Below are 15,934 nucleotides of genomic sequence, written 5' to 3' on the forward strand. Positions count from 1 at the left end.
CCGGCGCCCGACTCCCGGCCGGGAGGGGCCATGCGCACACGGACACGGGCGACAATCGTTGCCGGGGTGGCATTGTTGGTGTTGCTTGCCTTCGTGCCGCCGATCGTGCGGGCGTACACGGATTGGCTGTGGTTCGGTGAGGTCGGATATCGCGGGGTCTGGACCAGGGTGTTCCTCACCCGGTGGGCGGTGTTCCTCGTCATCGGCGCGGTGGTCGGGGGTGCGATCTTCGCCGGGATGGCGGTGGCGTTCCGGACCAGACCTCTGTGGATGCCGTCGCGCGGCGACCCGCTCGAACCGTATCGCCGGGTAGTGCTGCAGCGGGTCCGAGTGTTCGGTATCGGCATCCCGGTGATCATCGGATTGCTGGCAGGACTGATCGCACAAAGCAACTGGGCAACCGTTCAGTTGTTCCTCCATGGGGGAGCGTTCGGCTCGGTCGATCCGGAGTTCGGGCTCGACGTCGGATTCTTCGTGTTCGATTTGCCGTTCTACCGGTGGGTGCTCGGCTGGCTCTTCGTGGCGGTGTTCTTCGCGGGAATCGCGAATGCCGCCACGAACTATCTGTTCGGTGGGATCACGATCGGCGGAAAGATACGAAATGTCTTCTCGTCCCCGGCGCTCATCCAGTTGGCTTTCCTGGCAGGACTCTTCGTGTTGTTCAAGGCCGTCGCGTATTGGCTCGACCGTTACGCGCTGGTGTCGTCGGGGCATCGCGAACCTGCCTTCACCGGCGCCGGGTACACCGACATCAACGCGATGCTTCCCGCGAAGTTCATCCTCTGCGCCATCGCGTTGCTGTGCGCGATTGCCTGTTTCGCGGTGATCAAACTCCGGGATCTGCGGATCCCGCTGCTGTCTCTGGGTTTGTTGTTCCTGTCGTCGATCCTGGTCGGAGGTGTCTGGCCGTTGGTGGTCGAGCAGTTCTCGGTGCGGCCGAACGCTGCTGTGCGCGAAGCTCCCTACATCGAACGGGGGATCGAGGCGACGCGGCAGGCGTATCGGGTGGGCGACGACATGGTCGACTACGTTCCGTATCGGGGCGTGGGAACCACTCCGCCTCAGGAAATTGCGGCCGACGTCACGACCATCGCCAATATTCGCCTGCTCGACCCCGACGTCCTGTCGCGCACGTTCACGCAGCAACAACAGTTGAAGAACTTCTACGAGTTCCCGCACAACCTCGATCTCGACCGCTACCGGATCGACGGGGAAATGCGGGACTTCGTCGTCGGAGTACGTGAACTGTCGCCCGAGCGACTCACCGGGAACCAGACTCACTGGGTCAACCGGCACACCGTCTACACCCACGGAAACGGGTTCGTGGCGGCCCCGGCCAACCGCGTCAACGCGGCGGTGCGTGATGCGACCGATGGTGCATCGAGCAGTGACAGCGGATATCCGCTCTACACGGTGAGCGACATCGCGACGCACAGCACCGAGCAGGTGATCCCGGTCGAGCAACCCCGCGTGTATTTCGGTGAGGTGATCGGACAGTCCGGTCAGGAGTACGTGATCGTGGGAGGCGACCCCGGAGAGGCACCCCGTGAGTACGACACCGACACCTCGTCGTACACCTACGACGGCGAGGGCGGCGTCGCGATCGGGAACTGGTTCAACCGGCTCGCGTTCTCGGTCCGATACGGCGAACGCAACATCATCTTCTCGGGCGAGATCGGTTCGGAATCGAAGATTCTGTTCCACCGAGACCCCGCCGAGCGGGTGCACATGGTGGCGCCCTGGCTCGAGACGGACACGAATCCCTACCCGGCGGTGGTGGATGGGCGGATCGTGTGGATCGTCGACGGATACACCACGGCCGACCAGTATCCGTATTCGCAGCGCAGTGCCCTTCCCGAGCCTGATGCGATGCGCCCGCAGGCGATCAACTACATGCGGAATTCGGTGAAGGCCACCGTCGATGCCTACGACGGCACTGTCACGCTCTACGAGGTCGACTCGGCCGATCCGGTGTTGCAGACGTGGATGGGGGTGTTTCCCGGCACCGTCCGACCGGAGAGCGAGGTGCCCGACGGCCTGCGCGACCACTTCCGTTATCCGGAAGATCTGTTCCGGGTGCAGCGGGAGATTCTGGCCCGCTATCACGTCGACGATCCGGTGGAGTTCTTCACCACCAACGCATTCTGGTCGGTGCCGAGCGATCCCACCGTCGACACGAATCCGAATCAGCCGCCGTACTACGTGCTCGTCGGCGACGAGGAGGCCGCGCAGCCGTCGTTCCGGCTGGCAGGGGCAATGGTGGGTTTCCATCGAGAGTTCTTGTCGGCCTACATTTCTGCGCGCTCCGATCCGGATGGATACGGCAAGATCACGGTGCTCGAACTGCCCACCGACAGTCTCACCCAGGGGCCGCAGCAGACGCAGAACTCGATGATCTCGGATACGCGTGTCGCGTCGGAGCGCACGCTGCTCGAACGATCGAACCGCATCCACTACGGCAATCTGCTGACACTGCCGATCGCGGACGGCGGGATGCTCTACGTCGAACCGCTGTACACCGAGCGGATGTCCGCGGCGACCGACGGATCGACCTTCCCGCAGTTGGCGCGAGTGCTGGTGAGTTACCGCGACCCGCAGACCGGTGGTGTCCTCGTCGGATATGCCCCGACATTGGCGGAGGCGCTCGATCAGGTGCTCGGTCGCGGTGCGGGGAGCGCGGCGACGCCGCCGGGCGGCGATGCCGTGACCGTGCCCGAGGAAGCGCCCCCGCCGGTGGCGACGCCTGCGCCTGCAGAAAACCCGGAAGCGGCAACGGCCGCGCAGAACTTGCAGGAGGCTCTCGACGAGCTGCGATCAGCGCAGCGCAGCGGTGACTTCCGCACGTTGGGTGCCGCACTGGATCGGCTGCAGTCTGCGGTGGACGCGTACGTCGTCGCGACCGGAGGAGGTCAGTGAACCGCCCCCACCAGCCGTAATGACAGGTCGGCATAGAGAGAGCCGAGAGTGCCGGGCTCGCTGTAGCGACCGGACGGGTACCAGCGGCAGATGTCGACGCACAGCGACATGAGTGCGAGGGTGACGCCCTCGGCGTCGGGCACCGTGAACTGGCCCGACGCGATGCCGAGATCGACGACGTCGCGGACCACCTTGGTGGTGTCGCGTCGAAGGCCGGTGATGACGCGATAGTGGTCGGGTTCGAGCGCGGTCAGCTCGTACTGGATGACGCGGGCGCGTCGATGGTTCTGGGCTTGCCACTCGACGAAGCGCCGAATGATCGAGATGAGACGCGCGATGGCGTCGGCGTCGGGGAGGTCGGCGTCGCGCACGACCCGCAGTGCCAGGTCGTGGCCCTCGTATGCGATGGCGTAGAGAAGCTCTTCCTTCGACTTGTAGTGCGGGTACATCGCGGCCGGGCTCATGTCGAGGCGCGCGGCGATCTGCCGCGTAGTGGTGCTGCCGTAGCCGTTCTCCGCGAACGCCTCGATCGCGGCCTCCCGCATGCGCGCGGCGGCCTTGGAGCTGCTGATCACGGTGTTCTCGGGTGCGCTCACGGTGGGTCCGGCTTCCTTTCCTCTGTGGTTGACAAGCAAACCACAGCGACGTTTAATAAGCGAGCGCTTAGAATCTAAGCGCGCGCTTATCTATGAGGAGCAGTTGAATGCGACGCACCCTGTACGGCCCCGACCACGAGGCGTTCCGCGAGTCCGTTCGCGAGTTCGTGAATCGGTTCGTACTTTCCCGCGCTGAGGAGCTCATCGAGCGGCACGAGATCCCGCGCGACATCTGGATCGAGGCCGGTAAGGCCGGCATCCTCGGGCTCGAGATCCCCGAGCGCTTCGGCGGCAGCGAAGCCGGCGACTACCGGTTCAACGCGGTCGTCGCCGAAGAGATGGCGCGCGCGAACATGGCGTTGTCGTCGTCGATCGGCATCCACTCCGACATCACCGTCCCGTACATCGTTCATCTCGGTAACGACGAGCAGCGCGAACGCTGGCTGCCCAAGTGCGCGACCGGTGAACTCATCTGCGCGATCGGCATGACGGAGCCCTCGGGCGGTTCCGACCTCGCGAATCTCAAGACGACCGCGGTGCGCGACGGTGACGACTGGATCCTCAACGGCGCGAAGACCTTCATCACCAACGGTTACAACTGCGATCTCGTTGTCGTGGCCGCCCGCACCGATCCGAGCAAGGGCGCGAAGGGCATCTCACTGCTCGTCGTCGAGCGTGGAATGGAAGGCTTCGAAAACGGTCGCAAGCTCGACAAGGTCGGTCAGCCCGAAGCCGACACCGCGGAACTGTTCTTCGAGAACGTGCGCGTCCCGCAGGCCAACATGCTCGGCGAAGAAGGCATGGGTTTCATCTCGATGATGAAACTGCTGCCGCAGGAACGGCTCGGCTCCGCGGTCAACAACGTGCATCACGCCAAGCAGATCCTGCTCGAGACCATCGAGTACGCGAAGGAACGTAAGGCCTTCGGCAAGGCCATCGGCACGATGCAGTACAACAAGTTCCTGCTTGCCGAGCTCGTGACGAAGATCGAGGTTGCGGAGGCCTACGTCGACCAGGCCGTCGAGGCCCACGCCGACGGCGAGCTGACCGCGGTGGATGCCGCGAAGGCGAAGTGGTGGAGTGCACAGTCCCAGTCAGAGGTATTGGATGCGTGCGTGCAGATCCACGGAGGCTACGGTTTCATGAACGAATATCGTGTGGCCCGCGCATGGAAGGATGCTCGCGTGACGAAGATCTGGGCGGGGACCAACGAGATCATGAAGGAACTGATCGGCCGCGACCTGGGCCTGTAGCCCGGTAACGACAACCCACGAGGAGCATGTAATGCCCGAAGCTGTGATCGTGTCCGCTGTTCGCTCGCCCATCGGGCGCGCCATGAAGGGCTCGCTCAAGACCGTCCGTCCGGACGATCTGGCGACGCAGATGGTGGCCGCCGCGCTGGCGAAGGTCCCCGAGCTCGACCCCACCGAGATCGACGACATCATGCTCGGCTGTGGTCAGCCTGCCGGTCAGTCGGGCTTCAACATCGCTCGCGTCGTTGCAGTCCAGCTCGGCTACGACTTCCTGCCCGGCGTCACCGTCAACCGGTACTGCTCGTCGTCGCTGCAGACCACCCGGATGGCGCTGCACGCGATCAAGGCGGGCGAAGGGGACGTGTTCATCTCCGCGGGTGTCGAGTCCGTGTCGAGCTTCGTCACCGGCAACGCCGACGGCCTCCCCGACACGAAGAACCCCCTCTTCGACGACGCACAGGCGCGCAGCGCCAAGCTCGCCGAGGGTGGCACCGCGTGGACCGATCCGCGTGCAGAAGGTTTGATCCCCGACGTGTACCTCGCGATGGGGCAGACCGCGGAGAACGTCGCCTCCTTCACCGGCATCTCCCGTGAAGACCAGGACCGCTGGGGCGTGCGCTCACACAACCGTGCCGAGGAAGCCATCAAGTCGGGCTTCTTCGAGCGGGAGATCACCCCGGTCACGCTCGCCGACGGCACCGTGGTGTCCACCGACGACGGGCCGCGTCCCGGCACCACCTACGAGGCCGTCAGCCAGCTCAAGCCGGTGTTCCGTCCCGACGGCACGGTCACGGCAGGCAACGCATGCCCGCTCAACGACGGTGCTGCCGCGCTGGTGATCATGTCCGACACCAAGGCCAAGTCGCTGGGCCTGACGCCGCTCGCGCGGATCGTGTCGACCGGTGTATCGGGTCTGTCCCCCGAGATCATGGGTCTCGGTCCCATCGAGGCCACCAAGAGGGCTCTCGCAATTGCCGGCATGGGCGTCTCCGATATCGATCTGTTCGAGATCAACGAGGCGTTCGCCGTGCAGGTGCTCGGGTCGGCTCGTGAGCTCGGGATCGACGAGGACAAGCTCAACGTCTCCGGTGGTGCGATCGCGCTCGGCCACCCGTTCGGCATGACGGGAGCGCGGATCACGAATACGCTTCTCAACAACCTCCGTACCCAGGACAAGCAGTTCGGCGTCGAGACCATGTGTGTCGGCGGCGGCCAGGGTATGGCGATGGTGCTCGAGCGCCTGAACTGATCCACACATAGGTTCGGGCTAAGTCATCGTTAGGCCGCATGTCTGAAAAGACATGCGGCCTAACGCGTTTCAACTGTGTTTTGCCTTTGTCATCGGACTTCACTTGGGCTATACATACGTAGGCCCGTCACAGGAGGAGATCACTGCATGTCCGTACTCGACAGGTTCCGCCTCGACGGCCGCGTCGCGATCGTCACCGGCGCATCGTCCGGTCTCGGCGTTGCATTCGCACAAGCTCTCGCCGAAGCGGGCGCTGATGTCGTTCTCGCGGCGCGGCGCGCCGACCGGCTCGAGCAGACCGCAGAACTCGTCCGCGCCGCGGGACGACGCGCCGTTACGGTCGAGACCGACATCGCAGATCCCGAGCAGGCGCAGCGCATGGTCGAGGTGGCCGTCGAGCAACTCGGCAAGGTCGACGTCCTCATCAACAACGCAGGTATCGGCACCGCGGTGCCTGCCACCAAGGAAACCCCCGACGAATTCCGGCGGGTCATCGACATCAACCTGAACGGATCGTACTGGGCGGCGCAGGCGGCCGGCCGTGTCATGCAGCCAGGCAGCTCGATCCTCAACATCTCCTCGGTGCTCGGCCTGACCACCGCGCGCCTGCCGCAGGCCGCGTACGCGTCGAGTAAAGCCGCGATCATCGGCCTCACCCGCGACCTCGCTCAGCAGTGGGGCACCAGGAAGGGAATCCGCGTCAACGCGATCGCACCGGGCTTCTTCGAAACCGAGATGACGGACGAGTACCTGCCCGGCTATCTCGACAGCATGAAGCCGCGCATCGTTCTGGGTCGCACCGGTGATCCGGAAGAAATCGCCGCCACCGCAGTGTGGCTGGTATCCGAGGCGGCCGGGTATGTCACCGGCCAGACCATCGTGGTCGATGGTGGCCTCACCATCAATTGACCGCATCACTTCACGGAGGTTTGCAGTGAGCTCAACAGTCCGCACCGCCATCGTCACCGGAGCCGCGCGCGGTATCGGTGCTGCAGTCGCCAAGCGTCTCGCCGCCGACGGCATGCAGGTCGCCGTCCTCGACCTCGATGCCGCGTCGTGCGCCGACACCGTCTCCGCCATCGAGGCCGCCGGTGGTAAGGCACTCGCCGTCGGCGCGAACGTCGCGGACGAAGCCTCCGTTGCCGCTGCTGTCGAGAAGGTCGCCGAGGAGCTGGGCGAACCCACCGTGCTGATCAACAACGCGGGCATCACGCGCGACAACCTGCTGTTCAAGATGACGGTCGAAGACTGGGACGCCGTCATGAGCGTTCACCTGCGTGGCGCATTCCTCATGTCGCGCGCCACCCAGAAGTACATGGTGGACAACAAGTTCGGCCGCATCGTCAACCTGTCGAGTACGTCGGCACAGGGAAACCGCGGCCAGGTCAACTACTCGGCTGCCAAGGCAGGCATGCAGGGCTTCACCAAGACACTGGCGGTCGAACTCGGCAAGTTCGGTGTCACCGCGAACGCGATCGCCCCCGGCTTCATCGCGACGGAGATGACCGCCGCAACCGCAGAGCGCGTCGGCGTCCCGTTCGAGGACTACAAAGCCGCTGCCGCACAGCAGATCCCGGTCGCGCGCGTCGGTGAGCCGGACGACATCGCCCACACCGCGTCGTTCCTCGCGTCCGAAGGCGCAGGTTTCGTGTCGGGGCAGGTCATCTACGTTGCCGGTGGCCCGAAGGACTGACCTCGTCGTCGGGTGCGGGGACGAGGACATCGCTCATATCGCCCTCGCGCCACTGCGAGATCACACGATGAAACGCGACGGGGCCGGGCGCGTACGACGACGACGTCGTGCGCGTCCCCTCCCCGTTGTAGTAGCCCGGCGTGCACTCGGTCAGGAACGCCGAATTGTCGACCGCCTTCTCGGCGATCGTGTCGCACCACGCTTGCTCTGCCGCCGCCGTCGGCTCCACCCACCTCGCGCCGGTCTTGTCTGCCATTGCGATGACCGCGGCGATGTGAGCAGCTTGATCCTGCAGCACGTGAGAGATGTTGACCGAGTTCCCATTCTGAATCGACGCCAGGTGGAACAGGTTCGGGAATCCGTGGGTGTAGAAGCCGTGCAATGTGCGCGGGCCCCGCGCCCACGTTTCGAGCAGCGTCGTCCCGTTCCGCCCGTAGACCGGTAGCGTGCCGGACAGCACGCCCGAGATTCCGACCTCGAATCCGGTGGCGAAGATGACGCAGTCGACCTCGTACTTCGCCTCGCCCACCACGACTGCGTTCTCGGTCATCCGGGTGATTCCGCCGTGATCCGCTGTGTCCACGAGTGTGACGTTCGGCCGGTTGAACGTCGGCAGATAGAGGTCGCTGAAACCGGGGCGCTTGCACATGTACCGGTACCAGGGTTTGAGTGCCTCGGCGGTGGCCGGATCGTCGACGGCCTCCTCGATGCGGGCGCGCATCCTGTTCATGGTCACGAAGTCCGCCAGCTCGTCGCGGCGCTCGCGCTCGGCGGGGTCGAGGGTCGTGTCCAGCGCGCCCGTCATCATCTTGCGTTGAAGGCGTGCGTTCGTCGTCCATCCGTCCTGGACGAGGTCCTCGGCGGCGTCCTCCCCGGAGATGATGGCCAGGAAGTTGTCCATCCGCTCGCGTTGCCAACCGGGTTGCAGGGTGGCAGCCCACTCGGGATCGGTCGGACGGTTGTCTCGCACATCCACGGTCGACGGGGTTCGCTGCATCACGAACAGGTGCTGTGCGCCTTCGGCGACGTGCGGAATGGCCTGGAGGCCGGTCGCGCCGGTGCCGACGACGGCGACGCGTTTGTCCGCGAGCCCGGTCAGGCCGCCGTCGGGACCGCCACCGGTGTATTCGTAGTCCCAGCGGCTGGTGTGGAAGGTGTGGCCGCGGAAATCTTCGATACCGGGAATGCCGGGCAGTTTGGCTTGGGTGAGCGTCCCCGAGGATGCGATGACGTAGCGCGCGCGAATGGTGTCGCCGCGGTCGGTGCGCACCGTCCACTCGACTGCCTCTTCGTCCCACGTGAAGTCGGTCGCCCGGGTGTGGAAGACAGCATCGCGATAGAGGCTGTAGTGCTCTGCGATGGCGACCGCGTGCTGCCGGATCTCCTCGCCGGGAGCGTACCGCCATTTCGGGATGTACCCGATCTCCTCGAGCAGTGGCATGTACACGTACGACTCGATGTCGCAGTGGATGCCGGGGTAGCGGTTCCAGTACCAGGTGCCGCCGAAGTCGCCGGCCTCGTCCATGACCCGGATGGATTCGAAGCCTGCTTCGCGCAAGCGAGCACCTGCCAGAAGGCCGCCGAACCCGCCGCCGACGACGAGGATCTCGACGTGGTCGGTGAGTGGCGCCCGTTCGACGCGCTCGGTGTACGGATCATGCATGTAGTAGCCGAACTTCCCCGCCGCGCGCTGGTACTGCGCATTGCCCTCCGTGCGGATGCGTCGATCCCGTTCGTGACGGTACTTCGCGCGCAGGGCATCGGCTTCGAAGTCGGGAGGCATCGTTGATCCGGGCACCGAGGTATCCCTTTCGTCGAAGGAAGTGGTCGCCGTCACTTTCGTGATCGGGGACCTTACTCCATCTCCAGACGTCATTGCCGGGCAACTCGGGTCCGGCGCCAGAGGTTCGGGCTGCCTGAGGATGTCGCTGTATGGCTTCCCCTTTTCGCCCCTGGTCTGGGTGACGAACCCGGCCCGCAGCGGACGCCCACCCAACTGTCTCACGAGGTCGGGGTCGTAACCCGAGAGTGCGGCGCGGCGGATCGCCGCATGCGCCGCCGCTCCCCGACACACACGCGATTCGAATGCTCCGCGGTGCGCACCAACAGAATTACTGCCGGGACGGCCGTCGGTGTCGAAGGCGGCCACGATCTGGGCCCACCACATCCACGCACACGGCGGACAACTCGTATGCGTGGGCGAACGGCAGCGCCCGAATGTGCCCGCGGCCTTCCTGATCGGTCTCCGATATCCGCATGCGACGGTGCAGCCGTCGAGTCGATGCAGTCTGGCGTCCTCCCGGGTCAGCGCGACGAGTTCGCTGCGCCGGAAGGGCCCAGGCAAACCCGAGCAGCAGGATTGCGCTGCCGCGGCGTTCGAGCACCTCGTCGGCCCAACCCTGGCAGTGGGCCCGCGCTTTCTCGACGATTGCGAGGACATCGGCGCCCGGGAACGCGGCGGCGGCCGGATGCGCCGGCAACGATCCGGGTCGCAGCGGAGGGGCGAGGTCCGGCAGGGGGCCCTGCGGAGATCTCGCGGGTACCGTGAACTGCTGCTCGTCTGTGGTTTCCGGCCGTCTGTGCACGAGGAGGGGCTGTATCGGACGGCTCCGACACCGCCTTCTGCACCGGAAAACGCGCTCACCTCGGGTTTCCGTGGGATAGGTGCGTAAACGGTATTTTTCGTCGGTCACCCCGCACGAACCGTGAGTGACATACCCCCAGGTCACAATAAACGCCCGAATTGTCCTGTTGTAGGTTCTCGTGTCCTGTGCCACTCGATCCGAGGCTGAGAGGACGCACGAAATTGTCAGCGGGTCGACCTGGGGAAACGTCACTCGATGTCAGCGAAAACAGGCGGAATTGCATCTGGTGCAACATTCCGCAGGTGGCGTGCGTCGACATTCCTGCAGGTGGGTGAGACTCTGCACGAGAATTTCAGTGGTGTGACCTGGGGGTTCGTCAGTGCATGTCCACCGGTTAGGCCGCACGGAATGTCAGCAGCATTCAGGCAGGATTCGCTTGTTGACCTAGGTCATGCAGTCGATCCTGCTCCCGGTGCTGCCATTTTCATGCGGCCTCCCGCTGACACTTTTGTGCCGCCTCTCATCTGCAAACGGTGCCGCGTTTCTGCTCATCCGGTTCGAAGCACAGCCGGGAACACGTGTGAGACTTCCCACTGGGATGTCAGTGCGGCGAACAGGGCTTTTCCCGAAGGGTGTCAGTGGGTTTTCCCACTTGATGTCAGTGAAGTCCCGTCCGAGCCTGATCCGGAATGCGCGCCGACCCGGGCCTTACGAGCGAGCGGTGTCTTGTTCCTGGTCCGAGGGAGCAACGCTTCCGGTGACCGGCTTCCTCTCCCACCGGGAGTCTGATCGGCGTTGCTGACTTCATGCGGCGAATCAGGGAGTAGAGGCATGCTCGGCAGATGACTTCACGAGGTGTTGTGCGTGTGTGGCATCGCGAGGGCGGATGGGGTGTTCTTGAGTGCGCGGAGACTCCGGGCGGCTGCTGGGTGCACTTCAGCGAGGTCGAGGTCCCGGGCTTCCGCGCACTCGATCCGGGACAGCAGGTCGACTTCGAGTGGCAGCGGGCGAGTGGCCTAGTGGAGGGGTTGGTCTTCGTAGCTTCCCAAGTGCGCCCGGTTTCCGCCGAGTGACTGGACGAATGCGGGGCGCCGACACCGGGAGTCGGGGGCGTCCAGGGCGAGGTTGAGGATGCCGGTCCGGTAGAGACAGCCATCGCGCCACCGGTGCAGGGCCGGGATCGTCAATCCGCACGTGGCTGCGGTCCGGCGCAGCCTGCCGGTCCTCCCGACTGCCTCGATGAACAGTGTGCCGGTGGGGTTGGTGCGTGTTCGTTGGAAGATGGCGGCGGCGTGCAGCAACGGTCGTGCCGGCTGGGGGATCACCCAGAGGCGCAGGTCGGTGGGGCGTGCAGCAGCGGATGCGGCGACGGTGATCAAGGTGTCCCCGGTCAGCGCGAGTCGGGGGAGCGATCGGAGTTCGTCGAAGGTGGCGCCGGTGAACAGCAGAGTGGCCAGCGCGGCGGCATGTGCGGGGTTGGCGGCGTGTACCCGGATCGCGATGGTGGTCAGTCCCGGACCGACCATGTGCGCCAGGTTCGGTGGCAGTGTCAGCGGCAGACCGTGCTGCTCGAATGCGGCCTGGGCGCCGCGGAGCCGGGCGAGGGTGTGGCTGCGGCCGGGACTGTCGGCGACGAGGCCACCGAGGGACCGGTAGAGGCCGACGGCGGTGTGCCAGCGGCGGATTCGACGGAGGGGGATCGTGCCGTAGAGCGTGCGCAGTTGGGCGCGCGGTGTGGACAGGTAGGCGAGCATCCGCTGCGGTAGGTCGGGAGCCATGCCGCAACGGGTCAACCGGCGATCGGTCATCTCGGCGGCCTGGTGGTAGACCGCGGCGAACTGTGCCGTCGATTCGTCGAGACAATCGGAACTTCACCGGAGGCGAAAGCTGCGGCGGATCCGCATCGGATGACCTGGGAGATGCAGGTGCGGAAAGTCTGCAGTCACCCTCTCATCGGCACTATGCCGGATCTTCTGTTCGGCCACCAACTGTGGCCATATCTCTTGTACATGAGTCGACTCAAGCTCAACCCGTTGTGGCGCTGGCTGACTATGCGCCGACGTGGTGCGGATCGCGGGCGCAGCCGATCGGCTGGGGGCCTCAGAATTCCTTGCTGGCGACTCTAGAGCGAAGGGTGCTTACAATAGTTCCGCCTCAATCTCCTTGGCGCCTTTGAGAAGATGATCGATAAACAGCAGGGCACTGTCACTCAGTTCAGCACTCGACGAATGGGTGAGACCGAGCTTGCTCGGTACCGCGTCAAGCTCGACCGAGAGCACCTGCAAGTGCTCATCCTCCGCGCCGACCAGCATGGGCAACGGCGCCAGAGTGTCGGTAGCGCGCAAAATCGACCGAATCGTGAGGATCGAAGTGCATTCGATGAGGTTCGCGGGCGCCCACACTCCGACCTGACCAAACGAAGTACCGAGTCGACTCCCCACCGCGGTCGGGGGCGGCAGCACCCATGGAAAAGCTGCGAGATCCTCAAGCTGCGGATCCGTCAGCCCGAACACAGGATGACCGACCCGCCCCACGACTCGGATGGGTTCGTCGTAGAGATGTATCTGTGTAATGTCCCGGCCACCGCCGGGTGTCATCCGACCGATCAGTACGTCAATTTGGTTGTGGGCCAACTGCTCGAGCAGCGACTCGTCCGTACTTTCGACGACCGATACTTTGAGGGTGGGATGAGCCGATTTGAGGGATACCAGCGCGCGAGGCAGTAGAGCATGGGACCCTGTCATGTTCGTGCCCACTCTGATCGGCCGGTTGCCGCTGTCTTGAAGATGATCGATGTTCTCGGCCAACCGCTCCACGCTGGTCAGGATCGTGACGGCGTGTTCTAGAAGTAGCGTCCCGTAAGGGGTGGGGGTGACACCCCGTGGTCCGCGATCGAACAGGGTGACTCCCAGGATTTCTTCGGCCTCCCGGAGGCCTCTCGTCACTACGGGTTGCGTGACATACAGATCCCGAGCCGCGCCGGCGATCGTGCCGTTCTCCGCGATTGTCGTGATCAGTCGCAGGTGGCGCAACTTGAACCCGCCGTCCAGCAAGTTCCTCAGCCGACGCTCCATAGCGAGATCATACCTAAGGGTGCAGGCATAGCCATATAGGCATACTTGGTGCGGAAAGGGCATTATGCGGATTGCCACAAGGAATGAAGTATCTACCACATGCCTCCACTTCTCCCCTCTGCCGAGATCCTGGTAAAGGCGTTGAGAGACAGAATGATCAACGTCATCGACCTCACCGCCCCATTGTCCGACTCGACACCGGTACTCCCACTGCCCGAAGGCATGGAGCCGATCCCACACTTTGCACTCGAAGAGCTAGCCCGTTACGACGAACGGGGTGAGACCTCCTACCAGAACGGAATCCGCACTGGTGAACACGTGGGGACGCACTTCGACGCCCCGTGCCACTGGATTACCGGCCGCGATCTTGCAGATGTCGCAAGTGTTCCGCCTGAGGAACTGATCAGCCCCTTCGTTGTCATCGATAAGTCGCAGGAAGCGGCAGACAACCCGGACTTTCTCCTCGAGATCGAACACGTGCAGGAGTGGGAACAACGGCACGGTGCGCTCCCGACGGGCGGGTGGCTACTCTACCGCAGCGGTTGGGATCGCCGTTCCACAGACCAACAGCAGTTCATCAACGCCGACGAACGCGGTCCCCATACACCCGGCGTCTCGGTCGAATGTGCCAAGTGGCTGGCCAGCGAGACCCTGATCAGAGGACTTGGGGTGGAAACCGTGGGCATCGACGCAGGCCAAGCATTTGCCTTCGACCCTCCCTTCCCCTGCCACCACTACCTACTCGGTGCCGGAAAGTACGGCGTCACCCAGCTACAGAATCTCGAATCTCTCCCCACCGTCGGAGGGGTACTTGTTGTAGCTCCATTGAAGATCGTCGGTGGGTCGGGAAGCCCCGCCCGAGTGCTGGCAATCGTCGACGCACCAGCTCAATCATCGAAGAAGGAGGGCTGACCCATGTATGTTCGCGACGCGATCGGCCGAGCACTGTACGAACTCGGTGTCCGCATGGCATTCGGAGTGGTTGGTAGCGGCAACTTCCACTACACGAACGCTCTCGTGGACGCCGGAGCCCGCTTCGTTGCTGCTCGCCACGAAGGTGGAGCCGCTGTCATGGCAGATGCACACGCACGCATGAGCGACGAAGTCACCGTACTATCCCTTCACCAAGGGTGCGGCTACACGAATGCCCTGACCGGAATTGTCGAGGCAGCAAAAAGTGGGAGCCCGCTCCTCGTCTTGACTGCGGAGGCCACTGATCCGAAGTCCAACTTCTACATCGATCAGCAGGCAATCGCCCAGGGATGTGGAGCCGTCGCCCTCCGCGTACGCTCGGCAGAAACAGCCATCGCCGACATCTCCAACGCCTATAATATCTGCGCGACGCAGAACCGCACCGTGGTGCTCAACATTCCGATCGACGTTCAAGATCACGTCCTTCCCGAGCTTGGCGTCGTCGCACCACCTCTCGCGCGGCAAGCACCTCGCCCCCAGCGAGCAGAGGTCGAAAAGCTCACGGCGCTACTCGGGCAATCCGAGCGTCCCGTGTTCGTCGCTGGCCGTGGAGCACGAGGAGGTTCTGCCAAACACACTCTGATCGAGCTCGCCGACCGGTGCGGCGCTCTACTCGCCACCTCCGCGGTCTCGCGCGGCATGTTCGAGGGCGAACCGTGGGGAATCGATGTTGCGGGTGGATTTTCGACGCCCCTCGCCGCTGACCTCATCGCCAACGCCGACCTCATTGTCGGTTGGGGGTGCGGGCTGAACATGTGGACAATGCGTCACGGCCGACTCATCGCCGACGACGCCAAGGTCGTGCAGGTCGACATCGACCAAGGTGCACTCGGACGACACCGACCGGTCGATCTCGGCGTGTGGGCCGACGTCGCCGCGACCGCCGCGGACGCTTCTGCGCTGCTGGCCACCCAGGGAATCTCCAAGACGGGCTACAGAACAGAAGAGATCCTCGAGCAGATCCGCTCCGAAGGACGCTGGCACCAGGTCCCGTTCGATGACGAAAGCACCGGCGAGCGCATCGATCCTAGGTTGATGAGCGCACATCTCAATCGATTGCTTCCGCGCTCACGAGTCCTGTCCGTCGATTCCGGAAACTTTCTCGGCTATCCGAGCATGTATCTCGACGTCCCCGACGAATACGGTTTCTGCTTCACACAGGCATTCCAGTCGGTCGGCCTCGGACTGGCCACGGCAATCGGCGCCGCGATCGCCCAGCCTGACCGACTTCCGATCGCAGCCTGCGGCGACGGAGGGTTCATGATGGGCCTCAGCGAGCTCGAAACCGCGGCACGGCTCAAGCTGCCGATGCTGGTAATTGTCTACAACGATGCCAAGTATGGCGCAGAGGTTCATCACTTCGGGTCGGACGTCGTCCTCGACACCGTGACCTTCCCTGACACCGACATCGCCGCCATCGCCCGAGGCTTCGGCTGTGACGCTCTCACCGTCAGACACCCCGATGACTTGCTACCGGTCAAGTCGTGGGCGGATCGACCCGACCGACCAATGGTCTTGGACGCCAAGATCGTCTCCGACGAAGGGTCGTGGTGGCTGGTCGAAGCCTTCGGCCACTAGCCGCCGGCTATCCGAACC

13 protein-coding genes are annotated in these 15,934 nt (G+C 64.2%); 8 read left to right on the forward strand and 5 right to left on the reverse strand.

All coding sequences use genetic code 11. The features are described 5' to 3' along the window. The first annotated feature begins 30 nt into the window (after positions 1-30). Positions 31-2,916: a UPF0182 family protein gene (locus tag ACZ46K_RS06515; protein ID WP_464747257.1), complete on the forward strand. Its 2,886-nt coding sequence runs from the start codon at positions 31-33 to the stop codon at positions 2,914-2,916. Here ACZ46K_RS06515 and ACZ46K_RS06520 read toward each other — a convergent pair. Beyond that, positions 2,910-3,461 (reverse strand): TetR/AcrR family transcriptional regulator, encoded by a 552-nt coding sequence (locus ACZ46K_RS06520; protein WP_464749250.1) that lies wholly within the window; start codon positions 3,459-3,461, stop codon positions 2,910-2,912. The genes ACZ46K_RS06515 and ACZ46K_RS06520 overlap by 7 nt on opposite strands. A 158-nt stretch (positions 3,462-3,619) precedes the next feature. On the opposite strand from ACZ46K_RS06520, the gene ACZ46K_RS06525 reads away from it, so the two are divergent. The 4 genes from ACZ46K_RS06525 to fabG all read left to right on the forward strand — a co-directional run bounded on the left by ACZ46K_RS06525 (position 3,620) and on the right by fabG (position 7,707). Next, entirely contained in the window at positions 3,620-4,765 is a 1,146-nt protein-coding gene (locus ACZ46K_RS06525; RefSeq protein WP_169689572.1) for an acyl-CoA dehydrogenase family protein, read from the forward strand. Between the two features lie 31 nt (positions 4,766-4,796). Further along, positions 4,797-6,014, forward strand: a complete 1,218-nt coding sequence (locus tag ACZ46K_RS06530) for an acetyl-CoA C-acetyltransferase (RefSeq protein WP_464747259.1) — start codon at positions 4,797-4,799, stop codon at positions 6,012-6,014. Positions 6,015-6,161: 147 nt separating this feature from the next. Beyond that, the gene (locus ACZ46K_RS06535; protein ID WP_054810478.1) at positions 6,162-6,923 is read left to right on the forward strand and encodes an SDR family NAD(P)-dependent oxidoreductase; all 762 of its coding nucleotides are present in this window, start codon (positions 6,162-6,164) and stop codon (positions 6,921-6,923) included. Positions 6,924-6,948: 25 nt separating this feature from the next. Next, positions 6,949-7,707: a 3-oxoacyl-ACP reductase FabG gene (gene fabG, locus ACZ46K_RS06540; protein WP_054807102.1), complete on the forward strand. Its 759-nt coding sequence runs from the start codon at positions 6,949-6,951 to the stop codon at positions 7,705-7,707. Here fabG and ACZ46K_RS06545 read toward each other — a convergent pair. Next, complete coding sequence (locus ACZ46K_RS06545) at positions 7,676-9,490, reverse strand: flavin-containing monooxygenase (RefSeq protein ID WP_464747261.1); 1,815 nt, start codon at positions 9,488-9,490, stop codon at positions 7,676-7,678. The genes fabG and ACZ46K_RS06545 overlap by 32 nt on opposite strands. Before the next feature lie 328 nt (positions 9,491-9,818). Beyond that, complete coding sequence (locus tag ACZ46K_RS06550) at positions 9,819-10,292, reverse strand: hypothetical protein (RefSeq protein ID WP_454842045.1); 474 nt, start codon at positions 10,290-10,292, stop codon at positions 9,819-9,821. A gap of 842 nt (positions 10,293-11,134) precedes the next feature. On the opposite strand from ACZ46K_RS06550, the gene ACZ46K_RS06555 reads away from it, so the two are divergent. Further along, on the forward strand, positions 11,135-11,365 hold the full coding sequence (locus ACZ46K_RS06555) for a cold-shock protein (RefSeq protein ID WP_464747263.1): 231 nt from the start codon (positions 11,135-11,137) through the stop codon (positions 11,363-11,365). Here the strand turns inward: ACZ46K_RS06555 and ACZ46K_RS06560 are convergent. Further along, positions 11,309-12,100 carry a hypothetical protein gene (locus tag ACZ46K_RS06560; RefSeq protein WP_464747265.1) on the reverse strand — a complete coding sequence of 264 codons (792 nt, stop codon included), beginning with the start codon at positions 12,098-12,100 and terminating at the stop codon, positions 11,309-11,311. The two genes, ACZ46K_RS06555 and ACZ46K_RS06560, sit on opposite strands and share 57 nt — an antisense overlap. A 330-nt stretch (positions 12,101-12,430) precedes the next feature. Then, on the reverse strand, positions 12,431-13,366 hold the full coding sequence (locus ACZ46K_RS06565; RefSeq protein ID WP_464747267.1) for a LysR family transcriptional regulator: 936 nt from the start codon (positions 13,364-13,366) through the stop codon (positions 12,431-12,433). Positions 13,367-13,465: 99 nt separating this feature from the next. Between ACZ46K_RS06565 and ACZ46K_RS06570 the strand changes: the two genes are divergently transcribed. Together ACZ46K_RS06570 and ACZ46K_RS06575 are read left to right on the forward strand one after the other, a co-directional pair. Further along, the gene (locus ACZ46K_RS06570) at positions 13,466-14,278 is read left to right on the forward strand and encodes a cyclase family protein (protein ID WP_054809639.1); all 813 of its coding nucleotides are present in this window, start codon (positions 13,466-13,468) and stop codon (positions 14,276-14,278) included. 3 nt (positions 14,279-14,281) lie between these two features. After that, positions 14,282-15,916, forward strand: a complete 1,635-nt coding sequence (locus ACZ46K_RS06575; protein WP_054809638.1) for a thiamine pyrophosphate-binding protein — start codon at positions 14,282-14,284, stop codon at positions 15,914-15,916. Positions 15,917-15,934 lie beyond the last annotated feature (18 nt).

The sequence above is a fragment of the Rhodococcus sp. JCM 9793 genome (assembly GCF_055380405.1).